This is a genomic window from Clostridioides sp. ZZV15-6388 (assembly GCF_020657755.1).
Classification (GTDB): Bacteria; Bacillota; Clostridia; order Peptostreptococcales; family Peptostreptococcaceae; genus Clostridioides.
In genome coordinates this window covers 1-17,926 of the sequence record NZ_JAGWCU010000024.1, presented here as the reverse complement: position 1 = coordinate 17,926, position 17,926 = coordinate 1, and the positions used below count along the sequence as shown (strand labels likewise).

Sequence of the window (17,926 nt, the reverse complement as noted above, 5' to 3'; positions counted from 1 at the left end):
CCTTTTTTAATTCCAAGTTTTAGAAGTGTATACTTTATAGTTTATCTGATTTGTATATTAATAAATTATATTGTATATTAATAAATTATATTGATTTATGTCTCAATAAATTATATTAAAAATAAAAATTAAAAATCGTGTGATTTTATTATATAATTGACTTATAATGTTAACAAAATGAATACTAAAAATTCTATTTACATTTTAAGCGGAGTAATTTTTATAAATAAAGATATATTTTAGCAAATGACAAAAATAGGAGGAGTTATAATGAGTAATTATAGGACATTACACGAATTTGGAACAGATGAGATAACAATTGAAAAATCTGTTTTTATTGGATATGCTAAGCCTATACAAAGTGAAGAAGAAGCAGTAGAATTTATAAATGAAATAAAGAAAAAACACAAAGATGCAAATCATAATGTGTGGGCTTATACAGTTGGACAAAATATGAATATACAAAGGTATAGTGATGATGGAGAGCCACAGGGAACAGCAGGAATACCAACATTAGAAGTCATAAAAAAAGAGGACTTGAGAGACGTAGTAGTAGTTGTTACTAGGTATTTTGGTGGTATAAAATTAGGTGCAGGTGGTCTGGTTAGAGCTTATACAAAAGGTGCTAAGTTAGGCTTAGAATCTGGAAAAATAATTAGTAAGGTAATGTACCAAGAAGTTAAAGTTAAGATAGATTATACTCAACTTGGAAAGGTACAAAATGAACTGATGAATTTAGGGTACTTTATAAAAGATACCATATATGAGGATAATGTTGAGATAATAGTATATTCAAAGTTAGAAGATGTGGAAAAACTATCAGAGAAAATGATTGATATAACAAGTGGAACAGGGAAGATAGTTTTAGGAGAAGAATTTTATTTATCTGAACAGGATGGAGAAATTTTAATATAAAAATCTTACTGTAATTTAACCTAAAAGTAAAAAAGTAGAATAGCAATATAGAAAATAAAAACATAAAAATAGAATAGTTATATAGAAAATAAAAGCCATTAATTTATATTAAAATAATTTAATGGCTTTTATCAGACTTTGCACAGAATCCTTTTTTAACTTCAAATAAACCAACTAAAAGTAAAAACACTCCAAATATTTTCTTCAATATATCAGAAGACAAATAATTAGCTAATAGTGAACCAAATATAGCTCCTAACACTCCAAATACAGCTATTGGGATAACTAATTTGAAAACTACGTTTTTATTTTTGATATGTATAGCCAGTGCTATAAGTGTCATAGGTATGGATGAAAGTAAGTTGACACTCTGTGCTATTTTAGTATCTATACCAGCAAGTAAAACGAGAGCAGGAATAAGAATAGTTCCACCACCCATTCCCATTCCTCCAATAATTCCTGCAAAAAATCCAATTAAAGCAAATAACATTAAAACACCATCCTTAATGCTGCAATTATCATAATTAATCCAAAAGAAATTCTAAGAAACTTTCCAGTAACTTTATTTAGTAATTTAGCCCCTATAATGCCGCCAACAATACTTCCTGCTGCAACTTTTATTGTTAAGTTAATATCGTAAGTTCCTTTAGAAACATATAAAACAGAACTTGCTGTTGTCAAGAAAATTATTATAGAAAGAGCTGTTGCATGAGATTTATGTTCTTCTACCTTCACAATATCATTTAGTATTGGTACTAAAAGAGTACCACCTCCAGAGCCAAATACCCCATTTATAAATCCTGTAAATACTCCAATTATCGTATTTTTTATATTGAAATCAAAATATTTTTTCTTTAAGTTATTAGTATTTTTCATAAAAACCACCTTCTGAAATAGTTTTACCAAAATAGGCAAATTATATTTATATAAAATAATATTAAATATAATCCTTCATTTTTGCTTAAATTTGCATAAAAAAAAACATGTTAAAACAACATATTAATATATGGTATAATATATTAAAACAAAGTAGTAAATTGAGAGGAGATAATGATGTCAAATATAAAAATACAAATAGACAAAACTGTAGAATGGCTTAAAAATAAAGTTAATGAGGCAAATGCAAAAGGATTAATTGTTGGTGTATCTGGAGGAATTGATTCAGCAGTAGTTGCTAATTTAATTAAAAAAGCTTTTCCAGAAAACTCTATGGGAGTTATAATGAGCATAAAAAGTAATCCTCAAGATAGAGAAGATGCACTTAAGGTTATAGAAGGATGTGATATAGAATATCTTGATTTAGACCTTATAGAACCACAAAGTGCTATATTAGACATGGTAGTAGGAAATTTAAAAGAGAAACATTTATATAGAGAAGAATATTTAAAAATGACAGATGCAAACTTAAGAGCAAGAGTAAGAATGAGTACTATTTACACAATTGCTAACAATCTAGGATACTTAGTTGTTGGTACAGATAATGCTGCAGAAATACACACTGGATACTTTACTAAGTTTGGTGATGGTGGAGTTGATATTTTACCAATTGCAAATTTAACTAAAGCTGAAGTATATGAATGGGCAAAAGAACTTGGTGTTCATGAAGATTTAATAAATAAAGCTCCTTCAGCAGGTCTTTGGGAAGGACAAACAGATGAAAATGAAATGGGAACTACTTACAATATGATAGATGCTGTATTAGAAGGTAGATTAGATGAAGTTCCTCAAAGAGACCAAGAGATAATAGAAAGACTTCATAGAATAAGTGAACACAAGAGAAAAACGCCTGCACAACCTCCTAAGTTCTAATTTACTATTTTCAGGATTTGTGATAAAATTTACAAGTGATAAAGGTTAGAATAATTAATTGTACGTATTAAGGAGTGGAAATATGGGACGTATAGGAAATATAATTAATAGAAAAGGTAAACAAGATGCTCAAAGGGCAAAAATATTTACGAAACATGCTAGAGCAATAGCCGTTGCAGCTAAAGAAGGTGGTGCAGACCCAGAATATAATGCAGCATTAAAAACAGCTATAGAAAAAGCTAAGGCAGATAATATGCCAAATGATAATATAGATAGAGCTGTTGCTAAAGGTGCAGGGGCAGGTGCTGGAGAAGACTATGAAACTATAGTTTATGAAGGATATGGACCTGGTGGGGTTGCTGTTATAGTAGAGACTTTAACTGACAATAAAAATAGAACTGCTGGTAATGTAAGATACTATTTTGATAAAAACGGAGGAAACCTAGGAACTACTGGATGTGTGTCTTTTATGTTTGATAACAAAGGACAAATATTAGTTGGTGCAGGAGATGGCGTTTCAGAGGAAGAATTAATGGATGTTGCATTAGAAGCAGGTGCTGAAGACTTTATAACAGAAGAAGATGGTTATGAAATAATAACTACACCAGAAGATTTTTCTAGTGTTCGTGATGAATTAAAAGCAAAAGGGTATGAATTTATATCTGCTGATGTAAAGATGATACCTCAAACTACAACTGTTTTAACAGAAGAATCTCATCTAAAAATGATGAATAAATTAGTTGATATGCTTGAAGAAGATGATGATGTTCAAGATATCTACCATAACTGGGAAGTAGAATAAATATTATATCACATTGAGATTTGTAATTATTACATTAATTTTACTATGTGATAAATTTCATAAAATAAGTAATTATTAAAATGAACATATACACCTCTAAACTATGTCTGCATAAATAATATGTGAACATGGGTTAGAGGTGTTTTTTTGTGTATGGAAGATAGCTGTAATGTATTTATAAGTTAAGAATTTTAAAGTAAGTTCTGAGCAGGACTTGATTGCCTATAAATAATTGATGGGTATATCATCTGTTGCTGAATACCGCTTATACGACCAGTTACTATATCAATAATCATCCTAAGACTACGCTCTGCTGTCTCTTCCATCTTCAAATCTATAACTGTCAAAGGAGGAATACTTCTTGCCATTAGTCGTGCAGGACCATTGCTTGCTGCAAATATTTGAACATCCTCTCCAATTACAATTCCCGATTCATTAAATGCATTCATCATACCAAGAGCTACCACGTCATGATTACAGAAAATTACTTTTTTTAGTGAATTTTTTGCAAGCATTTTCTGAGCAATATCGTATCCACTATCTATTTTATTAGAACAATAATATATAGAGTCTGATAACTGTACTCCATGTTCCTTACATGTTTTTAAAAAAGATTTACCTCTCAAGGTCATGCATGTGAAGGATGTTGGGTTGAATACAACAGCAATATCATTTTTACCATTTTGGATAGCATGTAAAGCTGCTATACGACCTGTTTCTTCATTATCAATAGAAACACTTGAAAAACCAGGTATTTCACGATTTACAACAACTACAGGAATTTTAGGTTTATTTTTTAATAGATACTCTATGTCATCAGCATTGATACCTGTTAAAACAACTCCATCATAATAATTATTTGAAAAAAGATATTCATCATTACATAGATGGCCAACACTGTAAGGTCGTATTATGATATTTATATTTAAATGTTCTAAAGAAACTATGTGGTTTATTGCTTGAAATATATTAGTTGATGCCAACTCAAATCCTGCATCTTGCCAATAAAATGCTATTTGAATATTGTTGTGTTTAATAGGAGTAGAGCGTTTATATCCAAGCCGATTTGCTGAATTTAATACAAGTTCTTGTGTCTGTAGTGGAATTCTACGCTCATTTCCTTTACCACTTAAGACATACGAGACAGTTGCTGAAGAAAGGCCACAGTCCTTTGCGATATCTTTGATTGTTGCCATGATAAAATCCTCCTTGAGTAGTTGCTTAAATTTGCTTATATCAATAATCTTAACATATATTCAACTAAAGAACAATATTCTACAACACGTATATTTTACATGTCTAGAATAAATAAATTTTAAAAAATTTATTATTATGTTGGCAGATTATGTTGACAGAATTTAGTTTATAGGATTATAATATGCTTAAATAAGCTTATTAATTAAGTCAAATTAAGCAAAGTTAAGCAGGAACATACAATGCTAGCTTGTTATGTGACTGTAAAAAGGGGGAAAAGAAATGAGTAAGGTAAATATATTTGAAGTTGGTCCTAGAGATGGATTTCAAAATCTGAAGGAATTTTTAGATACTGATAAAAAACTTAAGATTATTGATGGTCTTATTTCATCTGGGATTAAACAGCTTGAAATTAGTTCATTTGTAAGCCCAAAAGCAATACCTCAGATGAAAGATGCAAAGGAAGTAGCAACTTACTGTGTAAAAAATTATCCTGATGTGAAACTTTATGCATTAGTTCCAAATTTATATGGAGCTAAAGTTGCATGGGAGTGTGGTATAAGAGATATATCTTATGTTATTTCTTTGAGTGAAACCCATAACAAGAAAAATATAAATCGTACTCATGAAGAGTCTATTGATGAGCTTAAAAAAATAATGAGTACTTATCCAGATATGAATATATGTATTGGAATGGCTACTGTATTTGGATGTCCCTTTGAAGGTTTGCCAAAAATTGAAGATGCCATAGCATTTGCCAAACGTCTTTGGGAAAACGGTATCAGAGAGATAAACCTAGCAGATACAATAGGCATTGCCGACCCTAAACAAGTAAGAGATACTATTAGTGCACTAGTTGAAGCTTTGCCAGAGTGCAGATGGCAGGTACATATTCATGACACTAGAAATATGGGGATGGTTAATACTCTTGCTGCTATTGAATGCGGAATTACCACTGTGCAGTCTACACTTGGAGGATTAGGAGGATGTCCTTTTGCTCCTGGAGCATCTGGAAATACTGCAACTGAAGATTTAGTATACATGCTCGAACGCATGGGGTATGATACAGGCGTTGATTTTGTTAAACTTCTTGAATTATCAAAGTATCAGATGAGTTATGTAAATGGTGTATATAGTGGTCATCATGTAAATATAAAGTCTGAGAGTTCTAATTGTCAGTCCTATTGATTAACGAAACATATCTATTAATAAAGTATATCGATTAATAAAATAAATAAAAGAATTGAGGGGATTAGTATGGATGTTATAGCTTTACTTTTATTCTTAGGAGTTATTATTCTTGCATTTGTACGTAAGAATAATGCAGGTATTTTAGCTTTAGCTATTGGTGTTATAGCTGTTAGAATTTTTGGTATGGATGATAAAGATCTTTATGGAGCTATAAGTAACTCAATGTTTACTACGCTTGTTGGTATAACATTACTTTTTGCAATAGTGAATTCAACAGGAGCATTGAAGCTTGTTGCAGAAAAAATTGTAGCTGCTTCAGGTAAACGTGTTTGGCTTATACCTATAGCGGTTTTTATAGCAGGATTTGTTGTTGCTGGTGTTGGGCCTGGAGCAATCCCAGCACTTGCAATTATTCCTGCAATGGCTGTTCCTGTAGCAATAACTGTTGGTTATAATCCTGTGATGCTTGCACTTATAGGTGAATGTGGATTAATGGCAGGACGTATGACTCCTATTACTCCAGAAGGTCAAATCATAACAACTGTTGCAGAGGGAGTTGGAATTGAAAATGTTATGCCTGCTGTTTTAGCTTGTCAGACTCTTTCAACAATTGTATTTTCAATAGTATTGTTTATAATTTTTAAAGGATATAAACTTAAAAAGCCTATAAATGTTATAAATAGTAAGGAAATAGAAAAATTTAATGTAAAGCAGATAATTTCTCTGATAAGTATAGTGGTTATGATTGCTTTTATCATAATCTTTGATATGAATGTTGGACTTGCAGCTTTTTCAGTTTCAGCTGTACTTCTTCTTTTCAATATTGCTGAAGATGGAGAATGTATCAAAGCAATTCCATGGAGCACGATAGTAATGGTACTTGGAGTAGGTGCAATGATGACAATCGTAGACGCAGCAGGAGGGATTGATTTAATGAGTAATGCATTGTCATCATTAATGAATAGTAAAACAGCTACCCCAATTATGAGTATTTCAGCAGGGCTTATGTCTATGGTTAGTTCAGCATTAGCAGTAGTGTATCCAACCATGATGCCTATGTGTGTTGATATAGCTAAGTCAGTTGGAGGAGTAGACCCACTAGCACTTATTGCAGCAGTTGGTGTGGGTGGTTCTCTTGCTGGTGTAAGTCCACTTTCTACTGGTGGTGCATTGATTTTGGCAGCTATGGGGTCAAGTAAAAAAGACTTCAATAAAGAAGAACAAAATAAGGTGTTTGTTCAACTTTTCATTATGAGTGCAGTTGGACTATTGGTTATTGCAGTAGTATCAGTTCTATTTTTTAATGGAATAGCACATATAATGCATTAATTTCGATAATCGGAGAATTTGTTATTAAACTCAACTTTTAATATTGAGTAATATAATATAAATTGGGGGTATAGTTATGAAAAAGGGAGCATTAAGTAATATAAAAGTACTTGACCTTACTAGAGTTCTTGCAGGGCCATATTGCACAATGATGTTGGCTGATTTTGGGGCTGATGTTATAAAAATAGAAGTACCAAAAAAAGGTGATGATACAAGAGGTTTTGGACCTTTTGTAAATGGAGAGAGTCTATATTATGCAAATATAAATAGAAATAAGAAAGGTGTAACTTTAAATCTTAAGTCAGAAAAAGGCAAGAAGATATTTTTAGATATGGTAAAGCAAGCTGATGTTGTAGTAGAAAATTATAGACCAGGTGTTATGGAAAAGCTAGGATTGGGTTACGATGAGCTAGCTAAAGTGAACAATCAAATAATTTATGGAGCTGTATCAGGCTTTGGATGTTATGGGCCATATTCAGAGCGTCCAGGATATGATATTATTGCACAAGCAATGGGTGGTCTTATGAGTATAACAGGAACTGAAGGAGGAGAACCAACAAGAGTAGGTAATGCTATGGGAGATGTATTGGGTGGAATGAATTTAACTATTGGTATACTTGCAGCACTTAATGCTAGAAAGATAATAGGAAAAGGGCAAAGAGTAGATGTTTCCCTCGTTGATTCTGTTGTATCATCTCTTGAAACTGGTATACAGAGATATTTTGATTCAGGTCAACCTGAACTTATGGGAAATAGATATGCCTCAGCTTATCCTTATGATTCTTTTAAAGCAAGCGATGGTAACTTTGTAATAGGTTGTGGTAATGATAAACTTTTTGAAAATTTATGTAAGAAGGTTCTTTTTAGAGAAGACCTTTTAATAGATGAAAGGTTTAATACAAATCTTAACCGTTGCGAAAACCATGCATCTCTCAAACCAGAGATAGAAAAATGGTCTATCAACTATACAATAGAAGAAGCTGTTGATTTAATATCGAAAGCAGGAGTTCCTGCTGCTCCTATATATGACCTCGGTCATGTTACAACAAATGAACATATTGCAAAGGCAAGAGAAATGATTGTAGATATTAAACATCCTATTATAGGAGATATGAAAGTCAATGGAAATCCAGTTAAGCTTATGACAACAAAAGCTCAAATTAATGTACCAGCACCATCTTTAGGTGAAAGTAATGAGGAGATTTATAATAGCTGGCTTGGGTTTGATGGTGTAAAAATAAATGAGTTAAAAGAGAGTGGAGTTATTTAACTTTAGAATAATATCAAATAAAAGATTAAATCAACATTATAAATCAAATCTAAAATTATCAGGAGTATTTAAGATAGGAAAAACTATTTAGACATTAAGTCTTTGTGGTTTTTCCTATTTTCGTTAAAAAATTTATACTATTGGAACATATACATAGATGTATTAAACTAAAGTATTAACAATTTAAATTAATAGAAAATAAACTACCTAATATGTTAAATAAAGACTCTTTTACTAGAGTGCAAATAAACTTAGTGCAAATAAACTTATGGATATACAACTTAAACTATTTTAATGGAAATATCAAAAATGAGACTGCATTCTCAAAAATGAGACTGTGTTTTTTAAGTATTTTCTCGAAAATGAGACAAAAATATGGTTTTATAGGTTTTGTTGGATAAAAATTCTTTAGTGAATTATAATTTAATCAATTCTAAAGTTAAAAATGATTAAAAATTAAGTGAAATTTATGTATATTTTGTTTATTTTATCAAAAAAAATAATTTTTTAACAAAAATAAAGGAATTTAATATAAGTTGGCGTAGAACTTGCTATTATATATTAACAAGAAATGTAGAAAAAATAACAATGCATAATGGGAGGAATATGATGGGATTTGTAATGGAAAATTTGAAAAATCTTAAGGTGGAAGTTAAGGATAAAGTCTGTGTTATTACTATAAATAGACCTAAAGCTTTAAATGCTCTTAACAATGACACTCTTAGAGAATTATCTCAAGTTATTGATGTAGTATCAGAAAAGGAGGAAATATTAGGAGTTATTATTACTGGAGAAGGTAAAGTTTTTGTAGCTGGAGCTGATATACGTCAGATGCAGAACTATAAAAGTGAAGAAGGCAGAAAATATGCAGGTTATGCCCAAGGGATTTTTGATAAAATTGAAGCTCTTGAGAAAACAGTAATAGCAGCAGTTAATGGATATGCATTAGGTGGTGGATGTGAACTTGCTATGAGTTGTGACATTAGAATTGCATCAGAAAAGGCTATATTTGGACAACCTGAAGTTAATTTAGGAGTCATTCCATGTTTTGGTGGAACTCAAAGATTATCAAGACTTGTTGGAACTGGGATAGCCAAGGAATTAATTTTTACAGGAAGGCAAGTAAATGCAGAAGAAGCTAAATCTATTGGTCTTATTAATAAAGTGGTTCCAAGTGATGTGCTTTTAGAAGAGACAATTAAGATGATGAACCAAATAGTTGAAAAAGCACCAATAGCAATAAGATATGCAAAAGTTGCTATTAATAAAGGGATAAATATGGATTTAAAAAATGCTCTTGAACTAGAGAAAGATATTGCAGGCTTAACTTTTGCTACAAGAGATAAGCAAGAAGGCATGGATGCATTTATAGAAAAGAGAAAACCGATTTTTGAAAATAAGTAATTATTATAACTAAAATTAGAACAAATATAGAATATATTCAAAATCTAAATTTCGTGAAAAAATACATATAGTTTAATTTTAAAAGGAGTTAATTTATGAATACGGGAGTAATTATAAGTTTAGTAGGGATTATCATGGCCCTATCCCTTCTAGTTGTAATGGTTATGAAGGGAGTAAATATTTTTATAATAGCAATTGTATGTTCATTATTAGTTGCTATAACAGGGAATTTAAATGTGTATGATGCACTTAAGGTGGATTATATGACAGGATTTGTTGAATTTCTTCAGGCAAATTTCTTTATTTTCCTAACAGGTACCTTAATGGGAAAAATAATGGAGATTACTGGTGGAGCAAAATCTATTGCTAAGATGATTGTAAGATGGATTGGTAAGGATAAAGCATTACTTTCTATTCCAATAGCTTGTGGAATATTAGCTTATGGAGGAGTAAGCGTTTTCGTTGTAAGCTTTGCAGTGTTTCCGATAGCTTTAGAAATTTTTAAAGAAGCTGATTTGCCACGACGATTTATACCAGCAGCCTTGACTTTTGGATGTTCAACTTTTGCTATGGTTGCACCAGGGGCACCTCAGATTCATAATATTATTCCAGCTTCAACATTAGGGACAGATATTATGGCTGGAGCAGTAAATGGATTTATATCATGTGCAGTAATGTTTATAGTTGGAAGCACCATTTTATACAAGATGGTTTCAAAAGAAAAAGCCAATGGTGGGCATTTTATAGCACATGAATCAGATATATTTGATGAAGTAGCAACAACTAATTCTAAGAGAGAAAATGGTCCTAATGGTCTAATTGCGTTAATTCCATTAATAGTATCAATCTTAATAATTAATGTGAAAATTAATGGACAAGCAATAGTACCAATTGAGGTAGGAGTATTTATTGGAGCTTTATTAGTATATTTATTGTTAAATAAATATCAAGATAATGCAAAAATAGTTGGCCATGTTGGTGATGCATGTAAAACTACAGTAGTAGCAATATGTAATACTTGTGCTGTAGTAGCATTTGGTTCAGTTGTAAAATCAGCAGTTGGTTTTGACTTCATAGTTAATGCCATGACTAATATTCCTGGACCTCCTATTGCAGGGGCTGCAGTTGGAACTACAGTTATTGCGGGTATCTGTGGATCAGCTTCCGGTGGACTTGGAATTGCGGCTCCACTTCTTGGACCAGTATTTTTAGCTAAGGGTGTCTCTGCTGCAGCATTAACTAGAACTATGGCAATTTCGTCAGCAGCATTAGATTCACTTCCACACAATGGTTATATTGTTACTGTAACAAATGGTCTATGTAATGAATCACATAAGGATGCTTATATGCCAATATTCTGGGTAACTGTTTTAACGCCGATTATTGGAACTGTAGTAGCAGTTCTTATGTTTACAATGTTCCCAGGATTACCATAACAGAAAAGACAAAAAGTATAAATTATATTTTGATATTGTAAAATCAATTTTCAAAGTATATACAATAAATTTTATGTTTTAATACCATAAATACCATATTTAAAATACCAAGTTGACAGTATAAGGAGGAATTGAAAGTGTTAAATAAACCATTAGAAGGAGTTAAGGTCATTGACTTAACATATTTTGTAGCAGGTCCAGGAACTTCCAAAATATTAGCTGACTGGGGTGCTGATGTTATTAAGGTGGAGCCAAGCTTTGGAGACCCAGGAAGAAAGACAGGGGCAACAATGACAATGCCAATAGATGATTATAATAATCCTTTCTACAGCACATATAATTCAAATAAAAGAGGTTTGTCTATAAATCTTAAGAGTGAAGCTGGAATTGAAATTATGGATAAGCTTTTAAGTGAAGCAAACGTATTTGTTTCAAGCTATAGAACAGGAGCGTTAAAAAGACTAGGTCTTGACTATGAATCATTAAGCAAAAAGCATCCACATCTTATCTGGGGACAAATAAATGGTTTTGGCGATTTTGGACCTGCTAAGGATAATGCAGGTTTTGATACAGTTGCCTTTTGGGCAAGAAGTGGAGCTATGCTTGATATCGCAGAGAAGGATACAAGCCCAATAAACCCACCTATAGCCTTTGGAGATGCCACAACTTCTTGTAGTTTATCTGGAGGTATATGTGCAGCTTTGTATCAACAAGCTAAGACTGGAAAAGGACAAAAAGTAATGGCATCTTTATTTGGACAAGCAATATGGAATGCATCATCTTTATTAGCATCTACACAGTTTAGCGATGAGTATCCAAAAACTAGAAAAAATGCTATTTCTCCAGTAATAAACTCTTATCGTTGTAAGGATGGAAAGTGGATATTCTTAAGTATCCTAGAGCATGAAAGATATTTTGAGGCACTTTGCAGATTATTTGGAAGAGAAGATTTAATAAAAGAAGAGAAATTTGCATCTTCAGTAGAAAGTAAGAAAAATGCAACAGAGCTTATTAATATTTTGGATGGTGAATTTGCAAAATTTACTCAAAATGAGATGGTTGAAAAGCTTACTACTGCGGATATAGCCCATGAAAGAATTCAACATGTTAATGATGTAGTAACTGATGAACAGGCTATTGCTAATAACTATATATATGAACATACAAGTAAAAATGGAAATAAGACAATGCTTGCGTCCACTCCAGTTAAGTTTGGAAATATTGAAGTTAACATGACTTGTGATGCTCCACTTATAGGAGAACATTCAGATGAGATATTGAGAGAACTTGGATATAGTGATTCTGATATAGAAGTTCTAATTGAGTCTGGAATTGTAGCAATGAATAAAGAAACATGTGAAGTACGTTAATAAATAGGAGGAAATTTTATGGATTTTAGATTAACAGAAGCACAATTAATGCTTCAAAGAGTAGCAAAAGAATTTGCAGAGAAGGAAATAGAACCAATAGCTGCTGAAACAGATAGAACAGGTATTTTTCCAAGAGAGCTTTTTAGCAAAATGGCTAAAATAGGCTTTAATGGTATTGGAACACCTGTAGAGTATGGCGGTTCTGGTGGAGCAGATATAGAAAAGGTAATTGTTGTTACTGAGGTTGCCAAAAAATGTGCAGCATCTGCAGCAATATTATCAATACACACAATATATGCTCAAGCTATTTTGAAATTTGGTACTGAGGAACAAAAGAAAAAATACCTTCCGATGATGGCTGAAGGTGGGTGTGTAGGTGCTTTTGCTTTAACTGAGCCTAATGCTGGTTCAGATGCCGCAAGAGCTGCAACAACTGCAATCATTGATGAAGCAACTGATGAATATGTCTTAAATGGGACTAAGTGCTTTATTTCTGGTGGAGGTCAAGCAGAATCATTAATAATATTTGCACTTACAGAGCCATCAAAGGGAATAAAGGGAATGTCTGCTATCATCGTTGACAAAGGTACTCCAGGTTTTTCAATAGGAAAAATTGAAGAAAAAATGGGTATACATGGTTCAGAAACTGCAGAGTTAATATTTGATAACTGTAGAGTTCCAAAGTCTAATTTATTAGGAAAAGAAGGAAAAGGCTTTAACATAGCTATGACTTGCCTAGATGGAGCAAGAATTGGAGTTGGAGCTCAAGCTGTAGGAATTGCTGAAGGGGCTTTAGAAGAAAGTATCAAATATTCTAAAGAAAGAGTTCAGTTTGGCAAGCCAATTTCAGCTTTGCAAGGTATTCAATGGTATATAGCAGATATGGCGACTATGGTGGAATCAGCAAAGTTGTTGGTATATTATGCTGCAGACTTGAAAGCTAGAGGAGAAAAACATACTAAAGAAGCTGCCATGGCAAAATATAATGCGTCACGTACTGCAAGAGAGGTTACAAACCTAGCTCTTCAAATCCATGGAGGATATGGATATATGAAGGATTATCCATTAGAAAGAATGTACAGAGATGCCAAGATAACAGAAATTTACGAAGGTACTTCAGAAATACACAAGGTTGTTATTTCAAGAGCAGTACTAGGATAGGAGGAAGAGCATGAATATAGTTGTTTGCTTAAAGCAAGTTCCAGATACTAATGAAGTTAAAATAAATAAAGAGACAGGTACCCTAATAAGAGATGGTGTACCAAGTATAATCAATCCAGATGATAGAAATGCTTTAGAAGAAGCTTTAAAAATAAAAGATGAACTGGGAGCAGTGATTAAGGTTATAAGCATGGGACCTCCTCAGGCTAAAAGTGCTTTAAAAGAAGCTTTGGCAATGGGCGCTGACGAAGCATACTTAATTTCAGATAGAGCTTTTGGTGGTTCAGATACCTGGGCTACATCTACAATTATTGCTGCTGCTATAGAGAAGGTTGGAAAGTATGATGTAATATTCTGTGGAAGACAAGCTATAGATGGAGATACAGCTCAGGTTGGACCAGAGGTTGCAGAATTCTTAGGGGTACCACAGGTTACCTATGCAAAAGAAGTAAAGGTTCAAGATGATAAATTACTAGTAACTCGTTATACAGAGACAGGAGATTATTTAATAGAAGCAAAGATGCCAGTTTTACTAACTGCTATAAAAGAGTTAAATAATCCAAGATATCCAAGTGTCAAAGGAATCTTAGGAGCTTATAATAATGGAGATGCAAAGATTACTGTGTTAACACTTGAAGACTTAGCTGTTGATACAACTCAAATTGGATTAAAGGGTTCACCTACAAATGTTTACAAGTCTTTTGTACCAGTTAAAGACAAGCATAATGAAATAATCGAAGGTATAAATAAAAAGGAAAAAGCTGAGAAATTAGTAGAAATACTATTCGATTTGAAACTAGTATAGGAGTGTTAAGATGATGAGAGCAAAAGTTAATCAAGGTATAAATTTAAATGATTATAATGGCGTTTGGGTAATAGGAGAGCAAAGGGAAGGCAAAATCAATCCTGTTACTATAGAACTTATTGGTGAGGGAAGAAAGCTTGCTGACCAATTAGGAAAAGAGCTTGCAGTTGTAATAGCTGGATATGAAGTAGAGAAAGAAGTAAAGGAGTTACTTCACTATAGTGTTGATAAAGCATATTATATCAACGACCCTCTTCTTAAAGATTTCACAACTGATGGATATGCAATTTCAATAGCAGGTTTAATTGAAGAGAAAAAGCCAGAGGTTGTACTAGTTGGAGCTACTTCTATAGGAAGAGATATCGCACCTAGAATTGCAGGTAAAGTTGGAACAGGTCTAACTGCTGACTGTACAAAACTTGAAATAGATTCAACGGATAATAAGTTATTACAAACAAGACCAGCCTTTGGTGGAAATTTAATGGCTACTATTGTTTGTCCAAAAAATAGACCACAGATGTCAACAGTTCGTCCAGGGGTTATGGCAAAAGCTGTAAGAAGTGAATCAGAGGCTGGAGTTTTAGAGGTTATTACTCCAGAACTTAATGAAAAAATGATTAGAACTAGATTAGTAGAAATGCTTCCACAAGAAAAGAAATCCATAAATCTAACTGATGCTAGAATAATAGTATCAGCAGGAAGAGGATTAAAGAAGGCAGAAGGATTTGAACTAATAAAAGAATTGGCGGATAAATTGGGGGCAGAGATTGGTGCTTCAAGAGCGGCAGTAGATTCAGGGTGGATAGAGCATTCTCATCAAGTGGGACAAACAGGAACTACTGTTAGACCAGAGTTATACATTGCATGTGGGATATCTGGAGCAATACAGCATTTAGCAGGTATGAGTGATTCTAAATATATAGTTGCTATAAATAAAGATTCCAAAGCCCCTATTTTCAGTATATGTGACTATGGAATTGTAGGAGATTTATATGAAATTCTACCTGAAATAATAGAATCATTAAATAGGTAACTTCTAGAAAACATTGAATACATAGAATGGTAAGTCTTATAATATTGTATTGTAAGACTTATTATTTTTGCTGAAGGTTATAGTGGAGGGATGAAACAATGAAAGAGCACTGGTATAAGGATATATTTGCAAGAGTGTTATCCATGACTGATGATGGTTTTATTGTTGTAAATAAAGATGGAGTAATCATAGATATTAACGATAAATATTGTGACTTCTTAGGGAAAGAAAGAGACGATATAATAGGACACAATATACAAAGTATTATACCAAATACAAAAATGCTAGACATTATGAGAGATAAGTATTGTGAAGAAGGAGCTATACATCATTACTCAGGTGGAAATACAAAAGAAAAAAGTGTAATAGTAAGTAGGTCTTATGTGGAAAATGACAATGGAGAAGTAGTTGCAGGAGTAGCTCAAGTTAAATTTAGATTGCAATCCTTTGATGTAGCTAAAAAGTTAATGTCAGAATATATGGAGCTCCAATATTATAAAGAACAGTTTAAGGATAACTGTGGTTTTGACAAGCTCATAGGTGAAAATAGAGATTTCATAGAACTTAAGAAAACAGGTGTGAAAGCTTCTAAAACGAACTTCTCAGTTCTTTTAACAGGTGAAACTGGCACAGGTAAAGAAGTTTTTGCTAGAGCAATTCACAATAATAGCAGTAGGTCAGACAAACCCATGGTTAGTATAAACTGTGCTGCAATACCAGAAGAATTATTAGAATCAGAGCTATTTGGGTATGACGAAGGAGCTTTTACAGGAGCAAAAAAAGGCGGCAAAAAAGGTAAATTTTTAGTTGCGAATAATGGTACAATCTTCTTAGATGAAATAGGTGACATGCCTTTGACCATGCAAGCAAAACTTTTAAGAGTTCTTCAGGAAAGTGAGATAGAACCAGTTGGAGGTCTTAAAACTATAAAGATAGATGTAAGAGTAATCTCTGCTACAAGAAAGAATTTAAGTAAAATGGTTGAAGAGGGATTATTTAGAGAAGACTTATACTATAGGTTAAATGTAATAAATATTCATATGATGGAATTAAAGGATAGACAAGATGATATTTTATTGCTAGCAAATTATATATTAAATAAATTAAATGTTGAATATAAGGAATTGAAGGTTTTAAGTGATAAGGTTAAAAATTGTTTTATTAACTATATTTGGCCAGGAAATATAAGAGAACTACAAAATGTAATAAAAAGCGCCTATGCTGTAAGTGATGATATGGTCATTATGATGTGTGACCTTCCATCTAAAATGGATAATATCAGCAGAGTGGCTCAATGTAATGTGGATAGTAATTGCTCAATTCATGAAATGGTTGAAAATTATGAGAAGAGTTTAATTATTGATGTGTTAAGGAAGTACAATTGGAAATGTTCTAAGGCAGCAGAGGTTATGGGAATACACAAAAGTCTTTTGTATAAGAAAATAAAAAAGTATGAAATTGAATTAAACAATTAAGATGACTTTAATTAAGATTAATTAATTTTGGACATAACAAAACCCTCCTAGTTTTAGACAGTTTTACATATTTTAACTGTCTCCTAAGAGGGGTATCGTTCAAAATTAGAGTGACTTTTATCTAACATTTACAAAAACTGTTTTGAATAGTTCTTTTGTTATTTAATCATAATTTTCTACTTCTTTATCAAGTTCTTTTCCACAAGAATCACATTTATATATAGCATTATATCCGTAATCATATTCATCAACTATTTTCTTTTGTCTAAATACACCACCACAATCACATAAGAAACCGTTTTTTATAAGAGTAACAATAAATTGTGATTTTATAAACTTTATATCATTACATTTATCATTAGTGTAAAAATTATAAATATAAGAGTTGTCACATTCATCTCTCAATTCAAATTTTTCAATATATGTGTTGTTTTTTAACTCCTCAAACTCTTCTTTAGTTAAGTATGACTTTTGTTGCAATTCGTGTAAGCGCTTAATTTGGTCCATAATTTATATCCTCCTAATAATTTTAGTATTTTAAGCTTAGATAAGGACTCTAAGTTTTATTAAATTTATCTCAAGGAATTATTTAAATTATATTTAGTTTTATTTAATTACAACATAAATAAATTAGCTATAAATAAAAACTAATTTTAAAAATAATTTCCTATGAAAATCTAAATTACTAACCCCTTACTAACCCGAAAAACTAAAAAAGAAAATAAAAAATAT

The 17,926-nt window shown here is 31.9% G+C and carries 17 protein-coding genes; 13 read left to right on the top strand and 4 right to left on the bottom strand.

The annotated features are described in order from the left end of the window. Positions 1-270 precede the first annotated feature (270 nt). The gene (locus KGF48_RS13930) at positions 271-915 is read left to right on the top strand and encodes a YigZ family protein (RefSeq protein WP_227839487.1); all 645 of its coding nucleotides are present in this window, start codon (positions 271-273) and stop codon (positions 913-915) included. 118 nt (positions 916-1,033) lie between these two features. Here the strand turns inward: KGF48_RS13930 and KGF48_RS13925 are convergent, their stop codons facing one another. Continuing rightward, positions 1,034-1,405 carry a sulfite exporter TauE/SafE family protein gene (locus tag KGF48_RS13925; RefSeq protein WP_227829663.1) on the bottom strand — a complete coding sequence of 124 codons (372 nt, stop codon included), beginning with the start codon at positions 1,403-1,405 and terminating at the stop codon, positions 1,034-1,036. Beyond that, positions 1,405-1,791 carry a sulfite exporter TauE/SafE family protein gene (locus KGF48_RS13920; RefSeq protein WP_227829662.1) on the bottom strand — a complete coding sequence of 129 codons (387 nt, stop codon included), beginning with the start codon at positions 1,789-1,791 and terminating at the stop codon, positions 1,405-1,407. Before KGF48_RS13920 ends, KGF48_RS13925 begins: the two co-directional genes overlap by 1 nt. A gap of 177 nt (positions 1,792-1,968) precedes the next feature. Between KGF48_RS13920 and nadE the strand changes: the two genes are divergently transcribed. Both nadE and KGF48_RS13910 read left to right on the top strand, forming a co-directional pair. Next, positions 1,969-2,724: an NAD(+) synthase gene (nadE, locus tag KGF48_RS13915; RefSeq protein WP_227433380.1), complete on the top strand. Its 756-nt coding sequence runs from the start codon at positions 1,969-1,971 to the stop codon at positions 2,722-2,724. 82 nt (positions 2,725-2,806) lie between these two features. Beyond that, positions 2,807-3,526: a YebC/PmpR family DNA-binding transcriptional regulator gene (locus KGF48_RS13910; protein ID WP_227829661.1), complete on the top strand. Its 720-nt coding sequence runs from the start codon at positions 2,807-2,809 to the stop codon at positions 3,524-3,526. 191 nt (positions 3,527-3,717) lie between these two features. Here the strand turns inward: KGF48_RS13910 and KGF48_RS13905 are convergent, their stop codons facing one another. Continuing rightward, a complete protein-coding gene (locus KGF48_RS13905) occupies positions 3,718-4,722 on the bottom strand; it encodes a substrate-binding domain-containing protein (RefSeq protein WP_227839486.1) in 1,005 nt (334 codons plus the stop codon). Between the two features lie 280 nt (positions 4,723-5,002). Here KGF48_RS13905 and KGF48_RS13900 point away from each other — a divergent pair, with 280 nt between their 5' ends. The 10 genes from KGF48_RS13900 (at position 5,003) to KGF48_RS13855 (ending at position 17,194) form a co-directional block, all read left to right on the top strand. Beyond that, positions 5,003-5,908: a hydroxymethylglutaryl-CoA lyase gene (locus tag KGF48_RS13900; protein WP_227839485.1), complete on the top strand. Its 906-nt coding sequence runs from the start codon at positions 5,003-5,005 to the stop codon at positions 5,906-5,908. 69 nt (positions 5,909-5,977) lie between these two features. Then, entirely contained in the window at positions 5,978-7,240 is a 1,263-nt protein-coding gene (locus KGF48_RS13895; RefSeq protein WP_227839484.1) for an SLC13 family permease, read from the top strand. 76 nt (positions 7,241-7,316) lie between these two features. Continuing rightward, the gene (locus tag KGF48_RS13890; RefSeq protein ID WP_227839483.1) at positions 7,317-8,510 is read left to right on the top strand and encodes a CoA transferase; all 1,194 of its coding nucleotides are present in this window, start codon (positions 7,317-7,319) and stop codon (positions 8,508-8,510) included. Between the two features lie 609 nt (positions 8,511-9,119). Then, positions 9,120-9,914, top strand: a complete 795-nt coding sequence (locus tag KGF48_RS13885; RefSeq protein ID WP_227839482.1) for an enoyl-CoA hydratase-related protein — start codon at positions 9,120-9,122, stop codon at positions 9,912-9,914. Between the two features lie 95 nt (positions 9,915-10,009). Then, entirely contained in the window at positions 10,010-11,350 is a 1,341-nt protein-coding gene (locus KGF48_RS13880) for a GntP family permease (RefSeq protein ID WP_227839481.1), read from the top strand. A gap of 137 nt (positions 11,351-11,487) precedes the next feature. Further along, a complete protein-coding gene (locus KGF48_RS13875) occupies positions 11,488-12,720 on the top strand; it encodes a CaiB/BaiF CoA transferase family protein (RefSeq protein WP_227482977.1) in 1,233 nt (410 codons plus the stop codon). Positions 12,721-12,738: 18 nt separating this feature from the next. Further along, positions 12,739-13,881 carry an acryloyl-CoA reductase gene (gene acrC, locus KGF48_RS13870; protein ID WP_227839480.1) on the top strand — a complete coding sequence of 381 codons (1,143 nt, stop codon included), beginning with the start codon at positions 12,739-12,741 and terminating at the stop codon, positions 13,879-13,881. A gap of 10 nt (positions 13,882-13,891) precedes the next feature. Beyond that, the gene (locus KGF48_RS13865) at positions 13,892-14,686 is read left to right on the top strand and encodes an electron transfer flavoprotein subunit beta/FixA family protein (protein WP_227829652.1); all 795 of its coding nucleotides are present in this window, start codon (positions 13,892-13,894) and stop codon (positions 14,684-14,686) included. A 13-nt stretch (positions 14,687-14,699) separates the two neighbouring features. Further along, positions 14,700-15,719 (top strand): electron transfer flavoprotein subunit alpha/FixB family protein, encoded by a 1,020-nt coding sequence (locus KGF48_RS13860; protein ID WP_413841237.1) that lies wholly within the window; start codon positions 14,700-14,702, stop codon positions 15,717-15,719. A gap of 98 nt (positions 15,720-15,817) precedes the next feature. Then, entirely contained in the window at positions 15,818-17,194 is a 1,377-nt protein-coding gene (locus KGF48_RS13855) for a sigma-54 interaction domain-containing protein (protein ID WP_227829650.1), read from the top strand. A 162-nt stretch (positions 17,195-17,356) separates the two neighbouring features. Here KGF48_RS13855 and KGF48_RS13850 read toward each other — a convergent pair whose 3' ends face one another. Continuing rightward, entirely contained in the window at positions 17,357-17,701 is a 345-nt protein-coding gene (locus tag KGF48_RS13850; protein WP_227433370.1) for a hypothetical protein, read from the bottom strand. Positions 17,702-17,926: the final 225 nt, after the last annotated feature.